We start from the raw sequence: 21,577 nt of genomic DNA on the forward strand, positions 1-21,577 counted from the left end.
TTGTGCCCTACTTGCCCTTGGCGGCCGCGATCTGGCGGCTCATGATCGTGGTCAGCTCGTACGCGGTGTGGGAGGCCGCGACGGAGGTGATCTCCGCGTGATCGTACGCCGGGGCGACCTCGACCACGTCGGCGGAGACGAGGTTGCAGGAGGACAGGCCGCGGATGATCTCCAGCAGCTCGCGGGAGGTCATGCCGCCCGCCTCGGGGGTGCCGGTGCCGGGCGCGTGGGCCGGGTCGAGCACGTCGATGTCGATGGAGATGTACAGCGGGCGGTCTCCGATGCGCTGGCGCAGCTGGTCGGCGACCTCGTCGGCGCCGCGGCGGTAGACGTCGGCGGAGGTCACGATGCCGAAGCCCATCTTGGCGTCGTCGTCGAGGTCCTGCTTGCCGTACAGGGGGCCGCGGGTGCCGACGTGGGAGAGGGCCTCGGTGTCGAGGATGCCCTCCTCGACGGCGCGGCGGAACGGCGTGCCGTGCGTGTACTCGGCGCCGAAGTAGGTGTCCCAGGTGTCGAGGTGCGCGTCGAAGTGCAGCAGGGCGACGGGGCCGTGCTTCTTGGCGACCGAGCGCAGCAGGGGGAGGGCGATCGTGTGGTCGCCGCCGAGGGTCATCAGGCGGGAGCCGGCGCCGAGGAGCTCGTCGGCGGCGGCCTCGACCGTCTCCACGGCCTCGTTGATGTTGAAGGGGTTCACGGCGATGTCGCCGGCGTCCGCGACCTGCGCGAGCGCGAAGGGGGAGGCGTCCTGGGCCGGGTTGTACGGGCGCAGCAGGCGCGAGGCCTCGCGGATGGCGTTGCCGCCGAAGCGGGCGCCGGGGCGGTAGGAGACGCCGGAGTCGAAGGGCACGCCGACGACGGCGACGTCGGCGGATCCGACCTCGTCCAGGCGGGGCAGCCGGGCGAAGGTGGCGGGGCCGGCGTAGCGCGGGATGCGGGAGGAGTCGACGGGACCGCGGGGGGTCTGCTGCTCGTTGCGCTCGGTGGTCATCGGCGTGTGTGCCCTTCTTCTTCTGCGGCCGGGGCGAGGGGTGCGCACCCCGGTCTCCAGCATCGAGCGTAGGTCGCCGCCGCGGGCAGGCGAAGTGTACGTTTCCTCTACTGGGACCCCTCTGAATGTACGGACTATCCATGCCGCCTCTTCCTGACGCCGCTGCGTCCGCTGTGTCGCCCGCATCCTCCGCCGGCCCGGCGGACGGCGGGTTCGCCGGTGGTGGCCCGCGGCCCGTGGTCGGGGGCGGGGGCGGGGCGGTGCCGCTGGCGGCGCTGCTGGGTGAGCGGGGGCTCGGGCTGCGGCTGGCCGGCAGCGGGGCCGGAGATGGCGGGGCGGACGGCGGCGGGACCGGGGTGCACGGCGTGCACGCGTCCGAGATGGCCGACCCCACGCCGTACCTGCTCGGCGGCGAGCTGCTCCTGACCGCCGGCCAGGAGCTGGGCCCGGACGCCGGGAGCTACGAGCAGTACGCGGCCCGGCTGGCCGCGGCCGGGGTGGCGGCGGTCGGATTCGGTGTGGCGCCGGTGCACGAGCGGGTCCCCGAGGAACTGGTGCGGGCCTGCGCGCGGGCGGGGCTGCCGCTGCTGGAGGTGCCGCAGCGGACCCCGTTCACGGCGGTGGCGCGGGCGGTCGGGCGGCTGATGTCCGAGGCGCGCACCCGGGAGCTGCGCCGGGTCGCCGAGGCCCAGCAGGCACTGGCCGCCGCGGCCGCCCGGCCCGATCCCGTCCCGGCCGTGCTGCGTAGGCTGTCCGCGATCCTGGGCGGCCCGGCGGTCCTGTACGCCCCCGGCGGCGGCCCGGCGGCCACCGCGGGACCGACTCCGCCGGAGCCGACCGCGGCCGCCCTGGCGGCCCTGGCCCGCCGGGTCGCCGAGGGCCCGCTCACCACCGCGACGGACCACCTGCCCCCGGCCGACGGCCCGGACGCGGGTACGGGTACGGACGCGGGTACGGGCGCGGTCCGCGGCGGGGCACCGGAACGGGGCGGAGCCGGGGCTTCCGACCGGGATGCCGTACGGGACCGGGAGCCCGGTCGGCTCCCGGACCCCGCCCGGGACCAGGGGCCCGCCCCCGACCCGGGCCGGGACGCGCACCGCCCGCAGCCCGGGGACGCCGTACGGAACCCGGGACCGCACCCGGACCCCGGCCCCCGGCCGGGCGCCCCGCACCCGCACCCGCACGCTCAGCCGGACCGGGACCCGGCCCCGGCCGGCCCCGGCCCGTACCGCGTCCTGGCCGCCTACGCGCTGGGTCCGGCGGACGGGGGCGGGCGCAGGGTGCTCGGGATCGCCACGGCGGACCGGGCCCCCGGCGACCACACCGTCGCCGGGACCGCCGCCGTCCTGCTCACCCTCCTGACCGCCGGCCGCCCCGCGACCGCCGGCCCGCCGGAACCGGGGCCGGGCGCGGCCCTGCTGCGGATGCTGCTCGGCGCGGGCGCGGCGGAGGCCGCGGCCCTCCTGGGCCCGGGCCCGTGGACCCTCGTCCACGCCCGCCCCGCTCCCCGCACCGGCCGCCCGGCGGCGGCAGGCGCACCGGGGACCCCCGCCACCGGACCGGCCTCGGGCGGACCGGCCGCGGGCGGACCCGCCCCCGAGGCCGTCTCCGCGCTCGCCGAGGCGCTCGGGGCGGTGCTGGCCGACTCCGACGGGACCTGCGTACGCCTGCTCACGGACCGGGACCCGGGCCCCCGGCCCGGCTGGCGGCTCGGGGTCGGCGCACCGGCCGCGGCGGACGCGCTGGCCGCCGCGGACGCCCAGGCCGCGGGGGCGCTGCGCCGGGCCGAGGCCGCGCGGGCCCCGCTGCTGCGGCACAGCGACGGCGGGCTGGCCGCCCTGGTCCCGGCCGAGCAGGCCGCCGCGCACGCGCGCGCGGTGCTGGGCCCGCTGGACTCCGTCCTGCGCACGACCCTGTACGAGTGGCTGGCCCACCACGGCGGCTGGGACCGCACGGCGGCCGCGCTGGGCGTGCACCGCAACACCGTCCGCCAGCGCATCGCCCGCAGCACGGCCCTGCTGGGCCGGGACCTGGACGACGCCGACGTCCGGATGGAGCTGTGGTTCGCCCTGCGCACGGCGTCCGCCCCGGCCCCGGCCCCCGGGTCACGGGTTGGCGGTCACCTCGAAGCCCGCGCCGAAGACGTCGGCGGGGTCGGCGGCGTCCCGGGCCCGTAGGTCGGCGAGGATGTTCGCCGAGCTGGTGTAGGCGTACATGGGGTACGAGAGGATCACCGCCTTGGTGATCCCGGCCCAGGGTCCGGCGGCCTGGCCGCCGTTGGCCTGCGAGGGGTACGGCGTGCCCGGCACGTGCCAGATCGCCGGTCCGCCGGAGTCCCCGGCCTTGTGCTGCGGGTGGGCCTGGTAGACGCCCTGGGAGTTGTTGGTGATGCGTCCGTACCAGACCCCGAGCTGCCCGGAGACGACCAGCTCGTTGTTGTTGAACCAGGCGGCGCCGAGCAGCCGCTCGCGGTCCTGCGCGGGGGCGGGGGCGTTGGGGCTGGCCGTGCCGCCCGGCACCTCCAGGACCCCGGTCTGCTTCAGGTGCGGGCCCTGGGAGGACAGGGTGACCTCGGGAACGAGCTCGATGACCATGTAGTCCTTGGTCAGGTGGCCGGTCATGGAGCCCTCGGGGTCCTTGAAGTAGCGGACCCAGCCGATCGGCCCGTAGCCGATGTCCTGGCGGTGGTAGACGGGGATCAGGTTCTCGGGGAGGTCGCGGTCGGCGTGGGCCGGTCCGCTGACGCAGTGCCCCGCCGAGATGGCGATCTTGCGCCCGTAGTCGTCGGTGCCGACGGCTCCGATGGTGCAGAAGCTGTCGGGGGTGGCGGCGTTGAAGACGATCTGCAGGGCGTTGTGGACCCGTTTGGCGGTGCGGGGCCCGGGGTCGGCGGAGCCGGCCGCGTGCGCAGGGCCCGCGGTGAGGGCGAGGGCGGCCGCCAGGGCCGTACCGAGGGTGGACAGGCGCCTGAACATGCGCGTTCCATTCTGTCGGGGACATGCCATTCGGTTACCCGAGTCAACCGATCGCCCCGCCCCGCCAGAAGGGGGATTCCGGTCAGGCCGTGGCTCGACCCTCCCGGCCCCGCCCGGACCCCGGTCCGGCACCAGCACGGCACCCGGCCGCCCCCGGGTCCGGCGCCGCCCCCGCACCCCGCCCCCGTACACCCGTTCCGCGCACATCTCTGGACAGTCCCGGTGACTCCCCGGTAACTTAATAATCTGAGCAAGCGCTTAGATGGGCGGCGGACCGCCGCGACGAAGGGAGCCGGCTGTGCGCCGTACGGTATTCAACGAGGACCACGAGGCGTTCCGCGAGACGATCCGCGCCTTCATCGAGGCCGAGGTCGTCCCCGTCTACGACGACTGGTTCGCCGCCGGCCAGGCGCCGCGCGAGTTCTACTACAAGCTCGGCGAGCTGGGCGTCTTCGGCATCAACGTGCCCGAGGAGTTCGGCGGCGCGGGCCTGGACACCCACAAGTTCGAGGCCGTCCTCTACGAGGAGACCTCCCGCGCGGGCGTGAACTTCGGCGGCTCCGGCGTGCACGTGCTGCTCGCCCTGCCGTACATCAAGATGCTCGCCGACGACGAGCAGAAGAAGCGCTTCCTGCCGAAGTTCGTCTCCGGCGAGGAGATGTGGGCCCTCGCGATGACCGAGCCGGGCACCGGCTCCGACGTCGCGGGCATGAAGACCACCGCCAAGCTCTCCGAGGACGGCACCCACTACGTCCTCAACGGCTCCAAGACCTTCATCACCGGCGGCGTGCACGCCGACCGCGTGATCGTCTGCGCCCGCACCTCCGCCCCGAGCGAGGACGACCGCCGCTTCGGCATCTCCCTGTTCGCCGTGGACACCAAGTCCGAGGGCTACTCCATCGGCCGCAAGCTCGACAAGCTCGGCCTGAAGACCTCCGACACCGCCGAGCTGGCCTTCGTCGACGTCAAGGTCCCCGTCGAGGACCTGCTCGGCGAGGAGGGCAAGGGCTTCTACTACCTCGGCCACAACCTGGCCTCCGAGCGCTGGGGCATCGCCTTCGGCGCCTACGCGCAGGCCGCGGCCGCCGTCCGCTTCGCCCAGCAGTACGTCACCGAGCGCACGGTCTTCGGCAAGCCGGTGGCCCACTTCCAGAACACCAAGTTCGAGCTGGCCGCCTGCCAGGCCGAGGTGGACGCGGCCCAGGCCGTCGCCGACCGCGCCCTGGAGGCCCTGGACGCGCACGAGCTGACCCCGGCCGAGGCCGCCTCCGCCAAGCTCTTCTGCACCGAGGTCGCGCACCGCGTCATCGACCGCTGCCTCCAGCTGCACGGCGGCTACGGCTACATGAACGAGTACCCGATCGCCCGCCTGTACGCCGACAACCGCGTCAACCGCATCTACGGCGGCACCAGCGAGATCATGAAGTCGATCATCGCCAAGTCGATGGGCCTGTAAGACCCCTTGAACGCGGCACTCGACGATCTCCTCGACCTGCTCGACCTGGAGCAGATCGAGGAGAACATCTTCCGCGGGACCAGCCGCCAGTCGCTGGTCCCGCGGGTCTTCGGCGGCCAGGTCGCGGCCCAGGCACTGGTCGCGGCCGGCCGCACCGTGCCCGGCGACCGGACCGCGCACTCGCTGCACTCCTACTTCCTGCGGCCCGGCGACCCGGGCGCCCCCATCGTCTACTCCGTGGACCGGATCCGCGACGGGCGCTCCTTCACCACCCGCCGGGTGGTCGCCGTCCAGCACGGGCACCCGGTCTTCCACCTGTCGGCGTCCTTCCAGACGTACGAGGAGGGGCTCGACCACCAGGCCCCGATGCCCGCCTCCCCCGACCCGGACACCCTGCCGACGGCCTCCGAGGCCCTGCCGGCGTACCGGGAGGTCTTCCGCGACGCGGGGACGGTGGAGCGTTTACTGGAGGCACGCGGCGCGGTGGACCTGCGCTACGCGACCACCCCGCCCTGGGGCACCGTCGGCACCCCCGTAGAACCGCGCTCGCAGGTGTGGTTCCGCACGGCCGGCAAGCTCGCCGACGACCCGCTGCTGCACACCTGCCTGGCCACGTACGTCTCCGACATGACCCTGCTCGACTCCGTGCTGCTCGCGCACGGCCGCGGCGGCTGGGCGGTCGGCGACGTGGTGGGGGCCTCCCTCGACCACGCCATGTGGTTCCACCGCCCGTTCCGCGCCGACGAGTGGCTCCTGTACGACCAGGAGTCCCCCTCCGCCCACGGCGGCCGCGGCCTGGGCCAGGCCCGCATCTACACCCGCGACGGCCGGCTCGCGATCACGGTCATCCAGGAGGGCGTCGTACGCGTCCCGCGCGTCCCGCGCGGCTAGCGCCGCGCATCCCGTGATCAGCGCGGTCAGCATCGCCGAGGTCCGGCGCTCGGGTCGGCCGGGGCTGCGGCTGCGCTGGCTGCGCTCCCAGATCTCCGTCGTCCCGGTGTCCGAGGAGATCGCCGACCCCGCCGCCCGGCTCCTCGAGGAAGCCGGGCTGGACGGGCACGAGAACGTCGTCGACGCGCTCGTCGTGGCCACGGCCGCGGCCTCCGGAGGGCCCGTCAAGGTGGTCTCGACCGACGCCTCCCACGTTCCGAAGCTCTGCTCCGCGGCGTCGGTCGGGCGCCGGACGCCCGTGGAGTGGGTCCGCATCTGACCGGCCCACGGCCGCGGGGCGGACTCACGCCCCGACCTGCTGATCGCCCGCACCGACGGCCTGAGGGGGCGGGCTATCAGCCTGCGGCCCGCCCCCTCAGGCCGGGGTCAGGCCCGCCGCGTGGAGGAGGTACGCCACCATCGGGTCGTAGTAGCGGGGGTCGCGGACGTGGTCGTCCAGGGGGACCACCACCTCCAGCATGCCCTCGGACTCGCCGAGGAAGAGCGCGGGGTCGTTGGAGTCCGCGTACCCGACGGAGTCCAGCCCGCGCTGGCCCGCGCAGCCGGCCCAGCCGTGGTCGGCGACCACCAGGTCGGGCTGCGGGCGGCCCTCGGCCGCGAGCCCGTCCAGGATCGCCGCCATCGGCTGCGGCGAATGGGTGTGCCACAGGGTCGCGCCGCGCTCCAGCACGGCCACGTCGGCGAACTGCCAGACCTGCGCCTCGTCGGCGGTCAGGCCCTGCGGGATCACCACGATGGAGCAGCCCGCGGCCCGCAGCGCGGCCGCGGTGGCCCGGTGCACGTCGAGGAGCCCGCCCGGGTGCCCGGTGGCCAGCAGGACGGACTGCCGGTCGACGGCGGCCTTGCGCAGCCGGGCGGCCATCCGCTCCAGGGCGTCGACGGTCAGCTCGGGGTCGATGGTGTCCTGGCCGTGGCGGTGCTCGGGGTCGTCGACGACCCCGCAGCGCTCCGCCATCACGGCGAGCACGTCCTGCTCGTCGAGCCACCGCTCGCCCAGTTCGAGGCCGAGCCAGTAGTGGCGGTCCCCGTTGGCGAGCTTGCGGTAGTGGGAGAGGTTGTTCTCCCGGGGGGTGGCGACGTCACCGGCGATGCGTGTGCGGACGAGGTGCTCGGTCAGGGCGGCTCGGCTGGGTATCGGCGTGGTCGGCATGGGGGCCATTGTGCCGCCGTCCGCGCGGAGGCGGGCGGTCCGTTCCGCCGGTCGGACACGGGCCGGGCGCGGACCCGGGCCGGGCCGGCCGGACGGCCGCCCAAGCGGCGCCCGCGGCGGCCCGCACCCTCAGCCCGACGCGCCCTCAGCCCGACAGGGCGCCGAAGGCCCCGTGGGCGAGCCGCCGCAGCAGCGCCTCGGTCGCATCGCGGCCGGGCAGCCCGGAGCCGTGCGGGGCGCCGAGGTGCGGGGTGGAGTTCAGCAGGCCGAAGACGGCGTGGACGGCGGAGCGCGCCTCCGCCTCCGGCACCGCCGGGTGGAGCTGCCGTACGACGTCCACCCACAGCTCGACGTACTGGCGCTGGAGCTGGCGCACGAGCTTGCGGTCCTCGTCGCGCAGCCGGTCCAGCTCGCGGTCGTGGAGGGTGATCAGCGGCCGGTCGTCGAGGGCGAAGTCGATGTGCCCGTCGATCAGCGAGGCCAGGACCGCGGAGGGGTCCCCGGCGGCCTCGGCGGCCCGGTAGCGGCCCCCGGTCAGCAGCCGCTCGCTGATGCCGACGAGCAGTTCGGCCAGCATGGCGTCCTTGCCCGCGAAGTGCCGGTAGAGGCCGGGGCCGCTGATGCCGACCGCGGCGCCTATCTCGTCCACGCCCACGCCGTGGAACCCGCGCTCGGCGAAGAGGCGGGCGGCCTCCTTGAGGATCTGCTCGCGGCGGGTGGGCGCGGCGGCTCTGGTGCTCATGGGAATTCATTCTAGACAGGGCTGTTAGCGCTCGTTAACCTAGGGCGCTGTAGCGTTAACGCTCATTAACCGCACGATCGAGCAAGGGAGCTCGAGGGATGCAGCAGGCACCAGTGCTCGCGAGCGCCGCCGACCCGGCCTCCGAGGTCTGGCGGACCAACGAGGCCGCCCACCAGGAGCTCTCACAGGAGCTGCGGGCCCGCCTCGCGTCCGCCCGCGAAGGCGGCGGCGAGAAGGCCCGCGCCAGGCACACCGCGCGCGGCAAGCTCCTGCCGCGCGACCGCGTGGACACGCTCCTCGACCCGGGCTCCCCCTTCCTGGAGCTGGCCCCGCTGGCGGCCGACGGGATGTACGGGGGCGCGGCCCCGGCCGCCGGGGTGATCGCCGGCATCGGCCGGGTCAGCGGCCGCGAATGCGTGATCGTGGCCAACGACGCCACGGTCAAGGGCGGCACGTACTACCCCATGACCGTCAAGAAGCACCTGCGGGCCCAGGAAGTCGCCCTGGAGAACCGCCTGCCGTGCCTCTACCTGGTCGACTCCGGCGGCGCCTTCCTGCCCCTGCAGGACGAGGTCTTCCCCGACCGCGAGCACTTCGGCCGGATCTTCTACAACCAGGCCCGGATGTCCGGGGCCGGGATCCCGCAGATCGCGGCCGTGCTCGGCTCCTGCACCGCGGGCGGCGCGTACGTCCCGGCGATGAGCGACGAGGCCGTCATCGTCCGCAACCAGGGCACGATCTTCCTCGGGGGCCCGCCGCTGGTGAAGGCCGCGACCGGCGAGGTGGTCACGGCCGAGGAGCTCGGCGGCGGCGAGGTGCACTCCCGCACCTCGGGCGTCACCGACCACCTCGCGGAGGACGACGCGCACGCGCTGCGGATCGTCCGCAACATCGTCGCCACGCTGCCGGAGCGCGGGGCGCTGCCGTGGGCCGTGGAGGCGCCCGAGGAGCCCAAGGTCGACCCGGCGGGGCTGTACGGCGCGGTGCCCGTGGACTCGCGCACCCCGTACGACGCCCGCGAGATCATCGCGCGGATCACGGACGGCAGCCGCTTCCAGGAGTTCAAGGCGGAGTACGGCCAGACGCTCGTGACGGGCTTCGCCCGCATCCACGGGCACCCGGTCGGCATCGTCGCCAACAACGGCATCCTCTTCTCGGAGTCCGCCCAGAAGGGCGCGCACTTCATCGAGCTGTGCGACCAGCGCGGCATCCCGCTGCTGTTCCTCCAGAACATCTCCGGGTTCATGGTCGGGCGGGACTACGAGGCCGGCGGCATCGCCAAGCACGGCGCGAAGATGGTCACGGCCGTGGCCTGCACCCGGGTTCCCAAGCTCACGGTGGTCGTGGGCGGTTCGTACGGCGCGGGCAACTACTCCATGTGCGGCCGGGCCTACTCGCCCCGCTTCCTGTGGATGTGGCCCAACGCCAAGATCTCCGTGATGGGCGGGGAGCAGGCCGCCTCGGTCCTCGCCACGGTCAAGCGCGACCAGATGGAGGCCCGCGGGGAGTACTGGTCCCAGGACGAGGAGGAGACCTTCAAGGCCCCCGTGCGCTCCCAGTACGACACCCAGGGCAGCGCCTACTACGCCACGGCCCGGCTGTGGGACGACGGCGTGATCGACCCGATGGAGACCCGGCAGGTGCTGGGGCTCGCCCTGACCGCCTGCGCCAATGCCCCGCTGGGTGAGCCCGGCTTCGGCATCTTCCGGATGTGAGGACGATGTTCAACTCTGTTCTGGTCGCCAACCGCGGAGAGATCGCCGTCCGCGTCATCCGCACCCTGCGGGCGCTGGGCGTGCGCTCGGTGGCCGTGTTCAGCGACGCGGACGCCGACGCCCGGCACGTGCGCGAGGCCGACACGGCCGTCCGGATCGGCCCGGCCGCCGCGGCCGAGAGCTACCTGTCCGTGCCGAAGCTGCTGGAGGCGGCCCGCCGCACGGGCGCCGAGGCCGTCCACCCCGGCTACGGCTTCCTCGCGGAGAACGCCGCCTTCGCCGCGGCCTGCGCGGAGGCCGGGCTGGCCTTCATCGGCCCGCCCGCCGCGGCCATCGACATGATGGGCGACAAGATCCGCGCCAAGGAGACCGTGAAGGCCGCCGGGGTGCCGGTGGTGCCCGGCTCCTCCGGCAGCGGCCTGAGCGACGCCGAGCTGACGGAGGCGGCCGCCGCGATCGGGATGCCGGTGCTGCTCAAGCCCTCGGCGGGCGGCGGCGGCAAGGGGATGCGGCTGGTACGCGACGCGGCCGTGCTCGCGGACGAGATCGCCTCGGCCCGCCGCGAGGCCCGCTCCTCCTTCGGCGACGACACCCTGCTCGTCGAGCGGTGGATCGACCGCCCCCGGCACATCGAGATCCAGGTCCTGGCCGACGCGCACGGGAACGTGGTCCACCTGGGCGAGCGCGAGTGCTCGCTCCAGCGCCGCCACCAGAAGGTGGTCGAGGAGGCCCCCTCGGTCCTCCTCACCCCGGAGGTCCGGGCCGCGATGGGCGAGGCGGCCGTCTCGGCGGCCCGCTCCTGCGGGTACGTCGGCGCGGGCACGGTGGAGTTCATCGTCCCCGGCAGCGACCCCTCCTCGTACTACTTCATGGAGATGAACACCCGCCTCCAGGTCGAGCACCCGGTGACGGAGCTCGTGACCGGGCTGGACCTGGTCGAGCTCCAGCTGCGGGTGGCCGCGGGACAGCCGCTGCCGCTGGCGCAGGAGGACGTCCGGCTGGACGGGCACGCCGTCGAGGCCCGCGTCTGCGCGGAGGACCCCGCACGCGGCTTCCTGCCCTCGGGCGGGCGGGTCCTGGCCCTGTCGGAGCCCGCCTCGGCCGGTCCCGGCGCCGTGGTCCGCAGCGACTCCGGGCTCACCGAGGGCGTGGACGTGGGCAGTACGTACGACCCGATGCTGTCCAAGGTCATCGCCTGGGGCCCGGACCGCGCGGCCGCCCTGCGCACCCTGCGCGCGGCCCTCGCCGACACGGTCATCCTCGGCGTCCCCACCAACACCGGCTTCCTGCGCCGCCTGCTGGACCACCCGTCGGTGGTCTCGGGGGACATGGACACGGGCCTGGTCGAGCGCGACCTGCCCGGCCTCCTGCCGGAGGGCGTCCCCGCGGAGGTGTACGCGGCCGCCGCCCTGCTGGCCGCCGCCGCGCCCGCGGCGCCCGCGGCGGGCTGGACGGACCCCTTCGGCTCCGGCAGCGGCTGGCGCCTGGGCGGCACCCCCGCCTGGACGGTCCGCCACTTCCGCATCCCGGGCCGGGACCCGGTGGAGGTCCGCACCCGCCCCGCCGCCGGCGGCACCGAGGTGCTCCTCCCGGAGTCCGCCCCGGCCGCCGCCCGCATCGTCTCCGCCACCCCGTCCCGCGTCACGGTCGAACTCGACGGCCTCACGCACTCCTTCGACCACGCCCCCTCCCCGGAGGGGACCTGGCTCGGCCGGGACGGCGACACCTGGCACCTGCTGGCCCACGACCCCGTGGAGGCCGTCCTCTCCGGCCGCTCCCACGGCGGCGCCGGCACCCTCGCCGCCCCCATGCCCGGCACGGTCACCGTGGTCAAGGTCGCGGTCGGCGAGAAGGTGGCGGCGGGCCAGAGCCTGCTGGTGGTCGAGGCGATGAAGATGGAGCACGTCATCTCCGCCCCGCACGCCGGGACGGTGACCGGACTGGACGTCACCGCCGGCAGCACCGTGGCCATGGACCAGGTCCTCGCCGTGGTCACCCCGGATGCCGGTGCCGAGCCGCAGGAGGCCCCGTGAGCGCGCCCGGCCTGCCCATGACCGTCCCCGGCGCAGGGCTGCCCGCCCGCGTGCGCATCCACGAGGTCGGCGCCCGCGACGGCCTGCAGAACGAGAAGGCCACCGTCCCCACGGAGGTGAAGGCGGAGTTCGTCCGCCGGCTCGCCGCCGCCGGGCTGACCACCGTCGAGGCCACGAGCTTCGTGCACCCCAAGTGGGTACCGCAGCTCGCCGATGCCGAGCAGCTGTACCCGCTGGTGGCGGACCTGGCCGCGGCCGGTACGGCCCTGCCCGTGCTCGTGCCCAACGAGCGCGGCCTGGACCGGGCCCTGGCCCTCGGCGCCACCCGCATCGCGGTCTTCGGCTCGGCCACGGAAACGTTCGCCCAGCGCAACCTCAACCGCAGCGTGGCCGGGTCGATGGCCATGTTCGAGCCCGTGGTGGCCCGTGCGCAGGCCGCGGGCGCGCACGTCCGCGGGTACCTGTCGATGTGCTTCGGCGACCCCTGGGAGGGACCGGTGCCGGTCGCCCAGGTGGTGGCCGCCGCGAAGTCCCTGCTCGACCTGGGCTGCGACGAGCTCAGCCTCGGGGACACCATCGGCACCGCCACCCCCGGCCACGTACGGGCCCTCCTGACGGGGCTGAACGGGGCCGGGGTGGCCACCGACCGGATCGGCGTGCACTTCCACGACACGTACGGCCAGGCCCTGTCCAACACCCTGGCCGCCCTCCAGCACGGGGTGACCACCGTCGACGCCTCCGCAGGCGGACTCGGCGGCTGCCCGTACGCCAGGAGCGCCACCGGCAACCTCGCGACCGAGGACCTGGTGTGGATGCTCGACGGCCTCGGCATCGAGACCGGGGTCGACCTGGCCGCCCTCACCGCCACCAGCGTGTGGATGGCGGACCAGCTGGGCCGTCCCAGCCCCTCCCGCACCGTCCGCGCCCTCTCCCACAAGGAGCAGTAGACACATGACCCTCGACCACCGGCTCTCCCCCGAGCACGAGGAACTCCGCCGCACCGTCGAGGCCTTCGCGCACGACGTGGTCGCGCCGAAGATCGGCGACTACTACGAGCGGCACGAGTTCCCGTACGAGATCGTCGCCGAGATGGGCCGCATGGGCCTGTTCGGGCTCCCCTTCCCGGAGGAGTACGGCGGCATGGGCGGGGACTACATGGCCCTCGGCATCGCCCTGGAGGAGCTGGCCCGCGTCGACTCCTCCGTCGCCATCACCCTGGAGGCGGGTGTCTCGCTCGGCGCGATGCCCCTCCACCTGTTCGGCACCGAGGAGCAGAAGCGGCAGTGGCTGCCGAAGCTCTGCTCGGGCGAGGTGCTGGGCGCCTTCGGCCTCACCGAGCCGGGCGCCGGCTCGGACGCGGGCGGCACCCGCACCACCGCCGTCAAGGACGGGGACGAGTGGGTGATCAACGGCTCGAAGTGCTTCATCACCAACTCCGGTACGGACATCACCGGGCTGGTCACCGTCACCGCCGTGACCGGCCGCAAGGCCGACGGGCGCCCGGAGATCTCCTCGATCATCGTGCCGTCCGGGACCCCCGGCTTCACGGTCGCGGCCCCGTACTCCAAGGTCGGCTGGAACGCCTCGGACACCCGCGAGCTGGCCTTCGACGAGGTCCGCGTCCCGCTGGCGAACCTGGTCGGCCAGGAGGGCCGCGGGTACGCGCAGTTCCTGCGGATCCTCGACGAGGGCCGGATCGCGATCTCCGCCCTGGCCACCGGACTGGCGCAGGGCTGCGTGGACGAGTCGGTGAAGTACGCGAAGGAGCGGCAGGCCTTCGGCCGCCCGATCGGGGACAACCAGGCGATCCAGTTCAAGCTGGCCGACATGGAGCTGCGCGCGCACATGGCGCGGCTCGGCTGGCGCGACGCCGCCTCCCGGCTGGTGCACGGCGAGCCGTTCAAGAAGGAGGCCGCGCTGGCGAAGCTGTACTCCTCCACGGTCGCGGTGGACAACGCCCGCGAGGCCACCCAGATCCACGGCGGGTACGGGTTCATGAACGAGTACCCCGTGGCCCGCATGTGGCGGGACTCGAAGATCCTGGAGATCGGCGAGGGGACCAGCGAGGTGCAGCGGATGCTGATCGCCCGTGAGCTGGGCTTCGGGGGCTGACCGCAGGCCCTTCGAGCAGTGCTGGACCGGGTGCGTGTGGTTTCGGCCACCCCGTACTGGACAAGCCGTGAGGTTAGGCTAACCTTTCCCACGAAATCTTGATCCTTGCGGCCGACACCGCGCGCACCCGAAAGCAGACACCTCCATGGCCACTGCCCGCACCACCACCCTCTCCCGTCGCGGTCTGCTCGCCGCGGGCGGTGCACTCGGCCTCGGCGCCGTGCTGGCTGCCTGCGGTGACGGCGACGCGAAGAAGGACGGCGGCGCCAAGGCCTCCGCGCCGGCCGCCGCCAAGGGCCCCTGGAGCTTCAAGGACGACCGCGGCCAGGAGGCCAAGGCCAAGGCCGCCCCGAAGAACATCGTGGCCTTCGTCGGCACCGCCGCCGCGCTCCACGACTTCGGCGTGCAGGTCAAGGGCGTCTTCGGCCCGACCAAGCTCGCGGACGGCAAGCCCGACGTGCAGGCCGGCTCGATGGACATCTCCAAGGTCGAGATCCTCGGCAACGTGTGGGGCGAGTTCAACGTCGAGAAGTACGCGGCCCTGCGCCCCGAGCTCCTCGTCACCAACATGTGGGTCAAGGACGACCTGTGGTACGTCCCGGCCGAGTCCAAGGACAAGATCATGAAGGTCGGCGCCCCGAGCGTCGCCCTGTGGGCCGGCGGCGACACCACCATCCCGAACGCCATCGCCCGCCACGCCGAGCTCGCCAAGTCCCTGGGCGCCGACCTGAACGCGAAGGCCGTCACCGACGCCAAGGCCCGCTTCGAGGCCGCCGCCGAGCGCCTGCGCAAGGCCGCCAAGGCCAAGCCCGGCCTGAAGGTCCTCATCGGCTCCGGCAGCGCCGACCTGTTCTACGTCTCGGTGGCCAAGACCTCCGCGGACACCCGCTACTTCCAGGAGCTGGGCCTCACCTTCGTGGAGCCCAAGCCCAACAAGGAGGGCTTCTTCGAGGAGCTGTCCTGGGAGAACGCCGGCACGTACAAGGCCGACATCATCATGCTGGACAACCGCACCGGCACCGCGCAGCCCAAGGACCTGGCCGCGAAGCCGACCTGGGCCCAGCTGCCCGCCGTCAAGGCCGGACAGGTCATCCCCCGCGTGACCGAGCCGATCTTCTCGTACGACAAGTGCGCGCCCATCCTCGAGGACCTGGCGAAGGCCGTCGAGAACGCCAAGAAGGTCTCCTGACCCGCCGCTCCCGAGGGGGATCGTCCGCATGACCGCGAGTTCCGAAGCCGCCCACTTCCGCTTCTTCACCCTGGACGTGCTGCGCACCCGCACAGTGGGCCGCTCCTTCCTGCGCGTCACCTTCGGCGGGGAATCCCTCCGGGAGTTCCGCTCCGGCGGCTACGACCAGAGCCTGTCGCTCTTCCTCCCGCTGCCCCACCAGGAGCACACGGTGCTCCCGTCCACGGACGAGGACACCTGGTTCGGCGCCTGGCGGGCGGTGCCCGACGAGGAGCGCCCGGTGATGCGCTCGTACACCGTGCGCGAGCAGCGCAGCACGGATGCGGGCGGGGTCGAGGTCGACATCGACTTCGTCCTGCACGGGGACTCCTCCCCGGCCTCCCACTGGGCGGGCCGGGCCGCCGCCGGCAGCCGGATCATGGCGATCGGCCCGGCGGTGGCGGAGAACAAGTCCGTGCGCTTCCAGCCCCCCGCGGACACGCGGACGCTGGTCCTGTACGCCGACGAGACCGCCCTGCCGGCGGCCGCCGCGATCCTGGACCGGCTGCCCGAAGGCCGTTCCGTGCGGGCCTGGTTCCAGGTCCCGCACGAGGAGGACCGGGCCGCGGTGGAGGTCCCGCCGGGCGCCGAGGTCACCTGGCTGGTGCACGACGGGGGCTCCCGGGCCGACCAGGCCGTGGCGGCCCTGCGGGCCGAGGGCTTCCCCGAACTCCCCGAAGGGGCCGCGTACGCGTGGCTGGCGGGCGAGGCGGGCACCGTGCGCGCGGTGCGCAGGCAGCTGGTGCAGGAGCGCCGGTTCGACCGCCGCGCCGTGCGGTTCACGGGCTACTGGCGGCTCGGCGCCAGCGAGGAGCAGCTCCTCGCAGAGGCGTATTCCGGCCAGGCTCCGAGCGAGGACCCGGAGTCCGCACTGTAGGCCGCTCGCGGTGAACTCAAGCCTCCCACATGGGATGTGACGGGTCGTATGGCAAAGATGGATCCCGGTACCACTACCGGGGTCCATCTTTTTTTGGACAGATCATTAGGTTAGGCTAACCTAAGCCTCACCCCGCCAGCCTCTTCCCTGCCCGGAGGACCTTCTGATGCGTTCGCATCTGCTCAATGACACGACCGCGGAGACGTACCGGCGTTCCGTCATCGAGGGCGTGGAACGCGTCGCCGCGAAACTCGCCGCCACCACGAAGCCCCACACCGGCATCTCGGTGGACGAACTCGCCCCGGTCATCGCGGACATCGACCTCGACGCCCCCCTCGGGGACCCGGCCGCCGCCCTGGACGAGCTGGAGGAGGTCTACCTCCGGGACGCGGTCTACTTCCACACCCCGCGCTACCTGGGCCACCTCAACTGCCCGGTCGTCATACCGGCGGTGCTCGGCGAGGCCGTCCTCTCCGCCGTCAACTCCTCGCTGGACACCTGGGACCAGTCCATCGGCGGCACGCTCATCGAGCGCCGCCTGGTCGACTGGACCACCGGCCGGATCGGCTTCGGCCAGGGCGCAGACGGGGTGTTCACCTCCGGCGGGAGCCAGTCCAACTTCCACGCGCTGTTCCTGGCCCGCGACGAGGCCTGCCGCCTGGTCCTGAAGAACAGCGAGACCGCCCTCACCAAGGCGGAGATCCTCCCCAAGCTGCGCATCTTCACCTCCGAGGTCAGCCACTTCAGCGTCAAGAAGTCGGCCGCCATGCTGGGCATGGGCTACGAGTCCGTCGTGACCGTCCCGGTGGACCAGAACAAGCGGATGCAGACCCTGGCCCTGGCCCGGGCCCTGGAGGAGTGCGAGCGCGAGGGCCTCTTCCCGATGGCCGTCGTCGCCACCGCCGGCACCACCGACTTCGGGTCCATCGACCCGCTCCCCGAGATCGCCCGACTGGCCGCGCAGTACTCCGCCTGGATGCACGTGGACGCCGCGTACGGCTGCGGACTGCTCGCCTCCCCCACCCGCCGGCACCTGCTCGACGGCATCGAGAACGCCGACTCGGTGACCGTGGACTTCCACAAGTCCTTCTTCCAGCCGGTCAGTTCGAGCGCCGTGCTGGTCCGCGACCGCGACACCCTCAAGCACGCCACGTACCACGCGGACTACCTCAACCCGCGCCGCACGGCCGAGGAGCGCATCCCCAACCAGGTCGACAAGTCGATCCAGACCACGCGCCGCTTCGACGCCCTCAAGCTCTGGATGACCCTGCGCGTCATGGGCGCCGACGGCGTGGGCTCGCTCTTCGACGAGGTCTGCGACCTGGCCGCGGCCGGCCACGCGATCATCGCGGCCGACCCCCGCTTCGAGGTGGTCGTCGAACCGCAGCTGTCCACCCTCGTGTTCCGCTACGTACCGCAGGGCGCCACCAGCCCCGACCGGATCGACCGGGCCAACCTGTACGCCCGCAAGGCCCTGTTCGCCTCCGGAGAGGCCGTGGCCGCCGGCACCACCGTGGACGGCGCCCACTACCTCAAGTTCACCCTCCTCAACCCGCAGACCACGACGGCCGACATCACGGCCGTCCTCGACCTCCTCGCCGAACACGCCGAGCAGTACCTGGGAGAGTCCCTTGTCCACGCCTCGTGAGTCCCGCCCGACCGGTCAGCCGCACGACTTCATCGCCATCGGCCTCGGCCCGTTCAACCTGGGCCTGGCCTGTCTGACCGCGCCGATCGACGAGCTCGACGGGCTCTTCATCGAGTCGAAGCCGCACTTCGAGTGGCACGCGGGCATGTTCCTGGACGGCGCGCACCTCCAGACGCCGTTCATGTCGGACCTGGTGACCCTCGCCGACCCGACCTCGCCCTTCTCCTTCCTGAACTACCTGAAGGACCAGGACCGGCTGTACTCGTTCTACATCCGCGAGAACTTCTACCCGCTGCGCACCGAGTACAACGACTACTGCCGCTGGGCCGCCGACCGCCTGGACAGCGTCCTGTGGTCCACCTCGGTCACGGAGGTCGCGTACGACGAGCAGGCCGGCCTGTACGAGGTCCGCACCGACCGCGGCGACACCCACCGCGCCCGCCGCCTGGTACTGGGCACCGGCACCCCGCCGCACGTCCCCGCGGCCTGCGAGGGCCTCGGCGGCGACTTCATCCACAACTCCGCCTACGTGCAGAACAAGGCCGGGCTCCAGAAGAAGAAGTCCATCACCCTGATCGGCTCCGGCCAGAGCGCCGCGGAGATCTACTACGACCTCCTCGCGGAGATCGACACGTACGGCTACCAGCTCAACTGGGTCACCCGATCCCCGCGGTTCTTCCCGCTGGAGTACACCAAGCTGACCCTGGAGATGACCTCCCCGGAGTACGTGGACTACTTCCACGCCCTCCCCGAGGACACCCGCTACCGCCTGGAGTCCCAGCAGAAGAACCTCTTCAAGGGCATCGACGGGGACCTGATCAACGCGATCTTCGACCTCCTGTACCAGAAGAAGGTCACGATGCCGGGCGCCGTCCCGACCACCCTGGTGACCAACACCTCCTTCAACAGCGCCGCGTACGACACCACCACGGGCACGTACACGCTGGGGCTGCGCCAGGAGGAGCAGGAGCGGGACTTCACCCTCGCCACCGAGGGCCTGGTCCTGGCCACCGGCTACACATACACGACCCCCGCGTTCCTGGCCCCCATCGCGGACCGCCTGAACTTCGACGGGCGCGGCCGCCTGGACGCCGCGCGCAACTACAGCGTCGACACCACCGGCCACGGGGTGTACCTGCAGAACGGCACCACCCACAACCACTCCCTTACCTCGCCGGACCTGGGCATGGCCGCGTACCGCAACGCGTACATCATCGGGGAGCTCCTCGGCCGCGAGTACTACAAGGTCGAGAAGTCCATCGCGTTCCAGCAGTTCGCCGCCCCGGAAGGCAGCCTCGTATGAGCACCACCCACCTCCTCCACTCGCGGACCGACGCGGTCCTCGGCGAGTTCGCCGTCCGTCCGCTCGACCCCCTGGCCGACGCCGAACTCCTGCACGGCTGGGTCACCCACCCCAAGGCCGCGTTCTGGATGATGCAGAACGCCTCCCTGGATGACGTCCGCGCCGAGTACGTGCGCATCACCGAGCACCCGTACCACCAGGCCTTCATCGGGCTGCACGAGGGCCGCCCGGCCTTCCTGATGGAGAGCTACGACCCCACGCAGCTGGAGCTGGTCGGCCTGTACGACCCCGAGCCCGGCGACGTCGGCATGCACTTCCTCGTCGCCCCCTCGGACACCCCGCTGCACGGGTTCACGCGCGCCGTGATCACCACGGTCGTGGCCGCCCTGTTCGCCGACCCCGCCGCCCGCCGCGTGGTCGTCGAGCCGGACGTCTCCAACAAGGCCGTCCACGCCCTCAACGAGGCCGTCGGCTTCGTCCCCGAGCGGGAGATCCAGAAGCCGGAGAAGCCCGCCCTGCTGAGCTTCTGCACCCGGGAGCAGTTCGAGGCCGCCACCGGCATCGACACCCGCAACGCCCTGGGAGCGTCCATATGAGCACCGCCCCGGACCTCGCCGGCGCCGCCGCCCACCTCACCCCGGAGCTGTGGGCCCGCGCCAACCGCCACATCGTGCGCAAGGCCCTGGCCGAGTTCTCGCACGAGCGGCTGCTGACCCCCGCCGAGCTGGGCGGGGACCGCTACAGCGTGCGCAGCGACGACGGCGCCGTGGAGTACCGCTTCACCGCCGCCCGCCACGCCCTGGACCACTGGGCCGTGGACGGCGCGTCCATCACCCGCCACCGCGACGGCGCCGAACTCCCCCTGGACGCCATCGACTTCCACACCGAGCTGAGCGGCTCCCTGGGCCTGAGCGCCGAGGTGCTGCCGGTCTACCTGGAGGAGCTGTCCTCCACCCTGTCCGGGTACGCCTTCAAGTACACGAAGGCGCAGACCCCCGCCGACGTGCTGGCCAAGGGCTCCTTCCAGGACGTCGAGACAGGCATGACCGAGGGCCACCCCTGCTTCGTGGCCAGCAACGGCCGCCTGGGCTTCGGCCTGCACGAGTACCACGCCTACGCCCCCGAGGCCGCCGCCCCCGTCCGGCTGGTCTGGGTCGCCGCCCACAAGGACGTCTCCCGCTTCAGCGCGGGCGCGGGCCTGGAGTACGAGACCTTCGTGCGCGCCGAGCTCGGCGACGCGGCCGTGGACGGCTTCGCCGCGCAGCTGGCCGCCCAGGGCCTGGACATCGCGGACTACCACCTGCTGCCCGTGCACCCCTGGCAGTGGTGGAACAAGACCACGGTCACCTTCGCCGCGGAGATCGCCAACCGCCGCCTGGTGCTGCTCGGCGAGGGCTCGGACGCGTACCTGGCCCAGCAGTCGATCCGGACGTTCTTCAACACGAGCGCCCCGGAGAAGCACTACGTCAAGACCGCGATCTCCGTGATCAACATGGGCTTCATGCGGGGCCTGTCGGCCGCCTACATGGAGGCCACCCCGGCCATCAACGACTGGCTGCACCAGCTGATCGAGGGCGACGAGGTCCTGCAGTCCGTGGACTTCTCGATCATCCGCGAACGGGCCGCGATCGGCTACCGCAGCCTGCAGTTCGAGGCCGCGACCGACCGCTACTCCCCGTACCGCAAGATGCTCGCCGCCCTGTGGCGCGAATCCCCCGTCCCCTCCCTCACCGGGGACGAGCGGCTGGCCACCATGGCCGCCCTGCTGCACGTGGACGAGGAGGGCCGCTCCTTCGCCGGCGCCCTGATCGCGGAGTCCGGGCTCAGCCCGCAGGAGTGGCTGCGCTCCTACCTGCGCGCCTACCTGACCCCGCTGCTGCACTGCTTCTACCAGTACGACCTGGCGTACATGCCGCACGGCGAGAACACCATCCTCGTCATCGAGGGCGGCGTGGTGAAGCGGGCGATCTTCAAGGACATCGCCGAGGAGATCGTGGTCATGGACCCCGACGCGGTGCTGCCGCCCGCGGTCGAGCGGGTGCGGGCGGACATCCCGGAGGACATGAAGCTGCTGTCGGTCTTCACCGACGTCTTCGACTGCTTCTTCCGCTTCCTCGGCTCGATCCTCGTCTCCGAGGGCGTCTGCGGGGAGGACGTGTTCTGGAAGGCCGTGGCCGACTGCGGGCACGACTACCAGGACTCGATGCCGCAGCTCGCGGAGCGCTTCGCCCGCTACGACCTGTTCGCCGACGAGTTCCAGCTGTCCTGCCTCAACCGGCTCCAGCTGCGCAACAACAAGCAGATGGTCGACCTGTCCGACCCGGCCGCCGCCCTCCAGCTGGTCGGCACCCTGCAGAACCCGCTCGCGCCCTTCGCGCGGCGATGAGACCGGGGCGGGC

At 72.9% G+C, this 21,577-nt stretch carries 18 protein-coding genes; 14 read left to right on the forward strand and 4 right to left on the reverse strand.

Features of this window, described 5'->3' with window-relative positions; all coding sequences use genetic code 11:
- Positions 1-7 precede the first annotated feature (7 nt).
- On the reverse strand, positions 8-988 hold the full coding sequence (gene speB / locus ACZ7JZ_RS14625; RefSeq protein ID WP_470938200.1) for an agmatinase: 981 nt from the start codon (positions 986-988) through the stop codon (positions 8-10).
- A gap of 140 nt (positions 989-1,128) precedes the next feature.
- Between speB and ACZ7JZ_RS14630 the strand changes: the two genes are divergently transcribed.
- Positions 1,129-3,165: a PucR family transcriptional regulator gene (locus ACZ7JZ_RS14630; protein WP_470938203.1), complete on the forward strand. Its 2,037-nt coding sequence runs from the start codon at positions 1,129-1,131 to the stop codon at positions 3,163-3,165.
- On the opposite strand, the gene ACZ7JZ_RS14635 is transcribed toward ACZ7JZ_RS14630, so the two are convergent.
- Entirely contained in the window at positions 3,094-3,963 is an 870-nt protein-coding gene (locus ACZ7JZ_RS14635) for a hypothetical protein (RefSeq protein WP_470938207.1), read from the reverse strand. The two genes, ACZ7JZ_RS14630 and ACZ7JZ_RS14635, sit on opposite strands and share 72 nt — an antisense overlap.
- 298 nt (positions 3,964-4,261) lie before the next feature.
- Here ACZ7JZ_RS14635 and ACZ7JZ_RS14640 point away from each other — a divergent pair, with 298 nt between their 5' ends.
- Genes ACZ7JZ_RS14640 through ACZ7JZ_RS14650 form a run of 3 tightly spaced genes read left to right on the forward strand, consistent with a single transcriptional unit; the run spans position 4,262 to position 6,629 of the window.
- Positions 4,262-5,419, forward strand: a complete 1,158-nt coding sequence (locus ACZ7JZ_RS14640; RefSeq protein WP_470938210.1) for an acyl-CoA dehydrogenase family protein — start codon at positions 4,262-4,264, stop codon at positions 5,417-5,419.
- Positions 5,420-5,425: 6 nt separating this feature from the next.
- Positions 5,426-6,310 carry an acyl-CoA thioesterase gene (locus tag ACZ7JZ_RS14645; protein WP_470938213.1) on the forward strand — a complete coding sequence of 295 codons (885 nt, stop codon included), beginning with the start codon at positions 5,426-5,428 and terminating at the stop codon, positions 6,308-6,310.
- Positions 6,311-6,323: 13 nt separating this feature from the next.
- The gene (locus ACZ7JZ_RS14650) at positions 6,324-6,629 is read left to right on the forward strand and encodes a type II toxin-antitoxin system VapC family toxin (RefSeq protein ID WP_470938215.1); all 306 of its coding nucleotides are present in this window, start codon (positions 6,324-6,326) and stop codon (positions 6,627-6,629) included.
- Between the two features lie 96 nt (positions 6,630-6,725).
- Here the strand turns inward: ACZ7JZ_RS14650 and ACZ7JZ_RS14655 are convergent, their stop codons facing one another.
- On the reverse strand, positions 6,726-7,520 hold the full coding sequence (locus ACZ7JZ_RS14655) for a phosphatase (protein WP_470938218.1): 795 nt from the start codon (positions 7,518-7,520) through the stop codon (positions 6,726-6,728).
- Positions 7,521-7,665: 145 nt separating this feature from the next.
- Entirely contained in the window at positions 7,666-8,262 is a 597-nt protein-coding gene (locus ACZ7JZ_RS14660; RefSeq protein ID WP_470938221.1) for an SACE_7040 family transcriptional regulator, read from the reverse strand.
- A 98-nt stretch (positions 8,263-8,360) separates the two neighbouring features.
- Between ACZ7JZ_RS14660 and ACZ7JZ_RS14665 the strand changes: the two genes are divergently transcribed.
- The 10 genes from ACZ7JZ_RS14665 (at position 8,361) to ACZ7JZ_RS14710 (ending at position 21,564) form a co-directional block, all read left to right on the forward strand.
- On the forward strand, positions 8,361-9,977 hold the full coding sequence (locus ACZ7JZ_RS14665; RefSeq protein WP_470938224.1) for a carboxyl transferase domain-containing protein: 1,617 nt from the start codon (positions 8,361-8,363) through the stop codon (positions 9,975-9,977).
- A gap of 5 nt (positions 9,978-9,982) precedes the next feature.
- Complete coding sequence (locus tag ACZ7JZ_RS14670) at positions 9,983-12,010, forward strand: acetyl/propionyl/methylcrotonyl-CoA carboxylase subunit alpha (protein ID WP_470938228.1); 2,028 nt, start codon at positions 9,983-9,985, stop codon at positions 12,008-12,010.
- The gene (locus tag ACZ7JZ_RS14675) at positions 12,007-12,957 is read left to right on the forward strand and encodes a hydroxymethylglutaryl-CoA lyase (protein WP_470938231.1); all 951 of its coding nucleotides are present in this window, start codon (positions 12,007-12,009) and stop codon (positions 12,955-12,957) included. The genes ACZ7JZ_RS14670 and ACZ7JZ_RS14675 overlap by 4 nt, the downstream gene beginning before the upstream one ends.
- A 4-nt stretch (positions 12,958-12,961) precedes the next feature.
- The gene (locus ACZ7JZ_RS14680) at positions 12,962-14,122 is read left to right on the forward strand and encodes an acyl-CoA dehydrogenase family protein (protein WP_470938234.1); all 1,161 of its coding nucleotides are present in this window, start codon (positions 12,962-12,964) and stop codon (positions 14,120-14,122) included.
- Between the two features lie 145 nt (positions 14,123-14,267).
- Positions 14,268-15,311 (forward strand): ABC transporter substrate-binding protein, encoded by a 1,044-nt coding sequence (locus ACZ7JZ_RS14685; RefSeq protein WP_470938237.1) that lies wholly within the window; start codon positions 14,268-14,270, stop codon positions 15,309-15,311.
- A gap of 28 nt (positions 15,312-15,339) precedes the next feature.
- Entirely contained in the window at positions 15,340-16,227 is an 888-nt protein-coding gene (locus tag ACZ7JZ_RS14690; RefSeq protein ID WP_470938240.1) for a siderophore-interacting protein, read from the forward strand.
- 166 nt (positions 16,228-16,393) lie between these two features.
- Entirely contained in the window at positions 16,394-17,875 is a 1,482-nt protein-coding gene (locus ACZ7JZ_RS14695) for a pyridoxal phosphate-dependent decarboxylase family protein (protein WP_470938244.1), read from the forward strand.
- Positions 17,859-19,178 carry a lysine N(6)-hydroxylase/L-ornithine N(5)-oxygenase family protein gene (locus ACZ7JZ_RS14700; RefSeq protein ID WP_470938247.1) on the forward strand — a complete coding sequence of 440 codons (1,320 nt, stop codon included), beginning with the start codon at positions 17,859-17,861 and terminating at the stop codon, positions 19,176-19,178. Before ACZ7JZ_RS14695 ends, ACZ7JZ_RS14700 begins: the two co-directional genes overlap by 17 nt.
- Positions 19,175-19,774, forward strand: coding sequence for a GNAT family N-acetyltransferase (locus tag ACZ7JZ_RS14705; protein ID WP_470938251.1), 600 nt, complete (start codon positions 19,175-19,177; stop codon positions 19,772-19,774). The genes ACZ7JZ_RS14700 and ACZ7JZ_RS14705 overlap by 4 nt, the downstream gene beginning before the upstream one ends.
- The gene (locus ACZ7JZ_RS14710) at positions 19,771-21,564 is read left to right on the forward strand and encodes an IucA/IucC family protein (protein ID WP_470938253.1); all 1,794 of its coding nucleotides are present in this window, start codon (positions 19,771-19,773) and stop codon (positions 21,562-21,564) included. The genes ACZ7JZ_RS14705 and ACZ7JZ_RS14710 overlap by 4 nt, the downstream gene beginning before the upstream one ends.
- Positions 21,565-21,577: the final 13 nt, after the last annotated feature.

The organism is Streptomyces sp. NPDC038213, assembly GCF_055600495.1.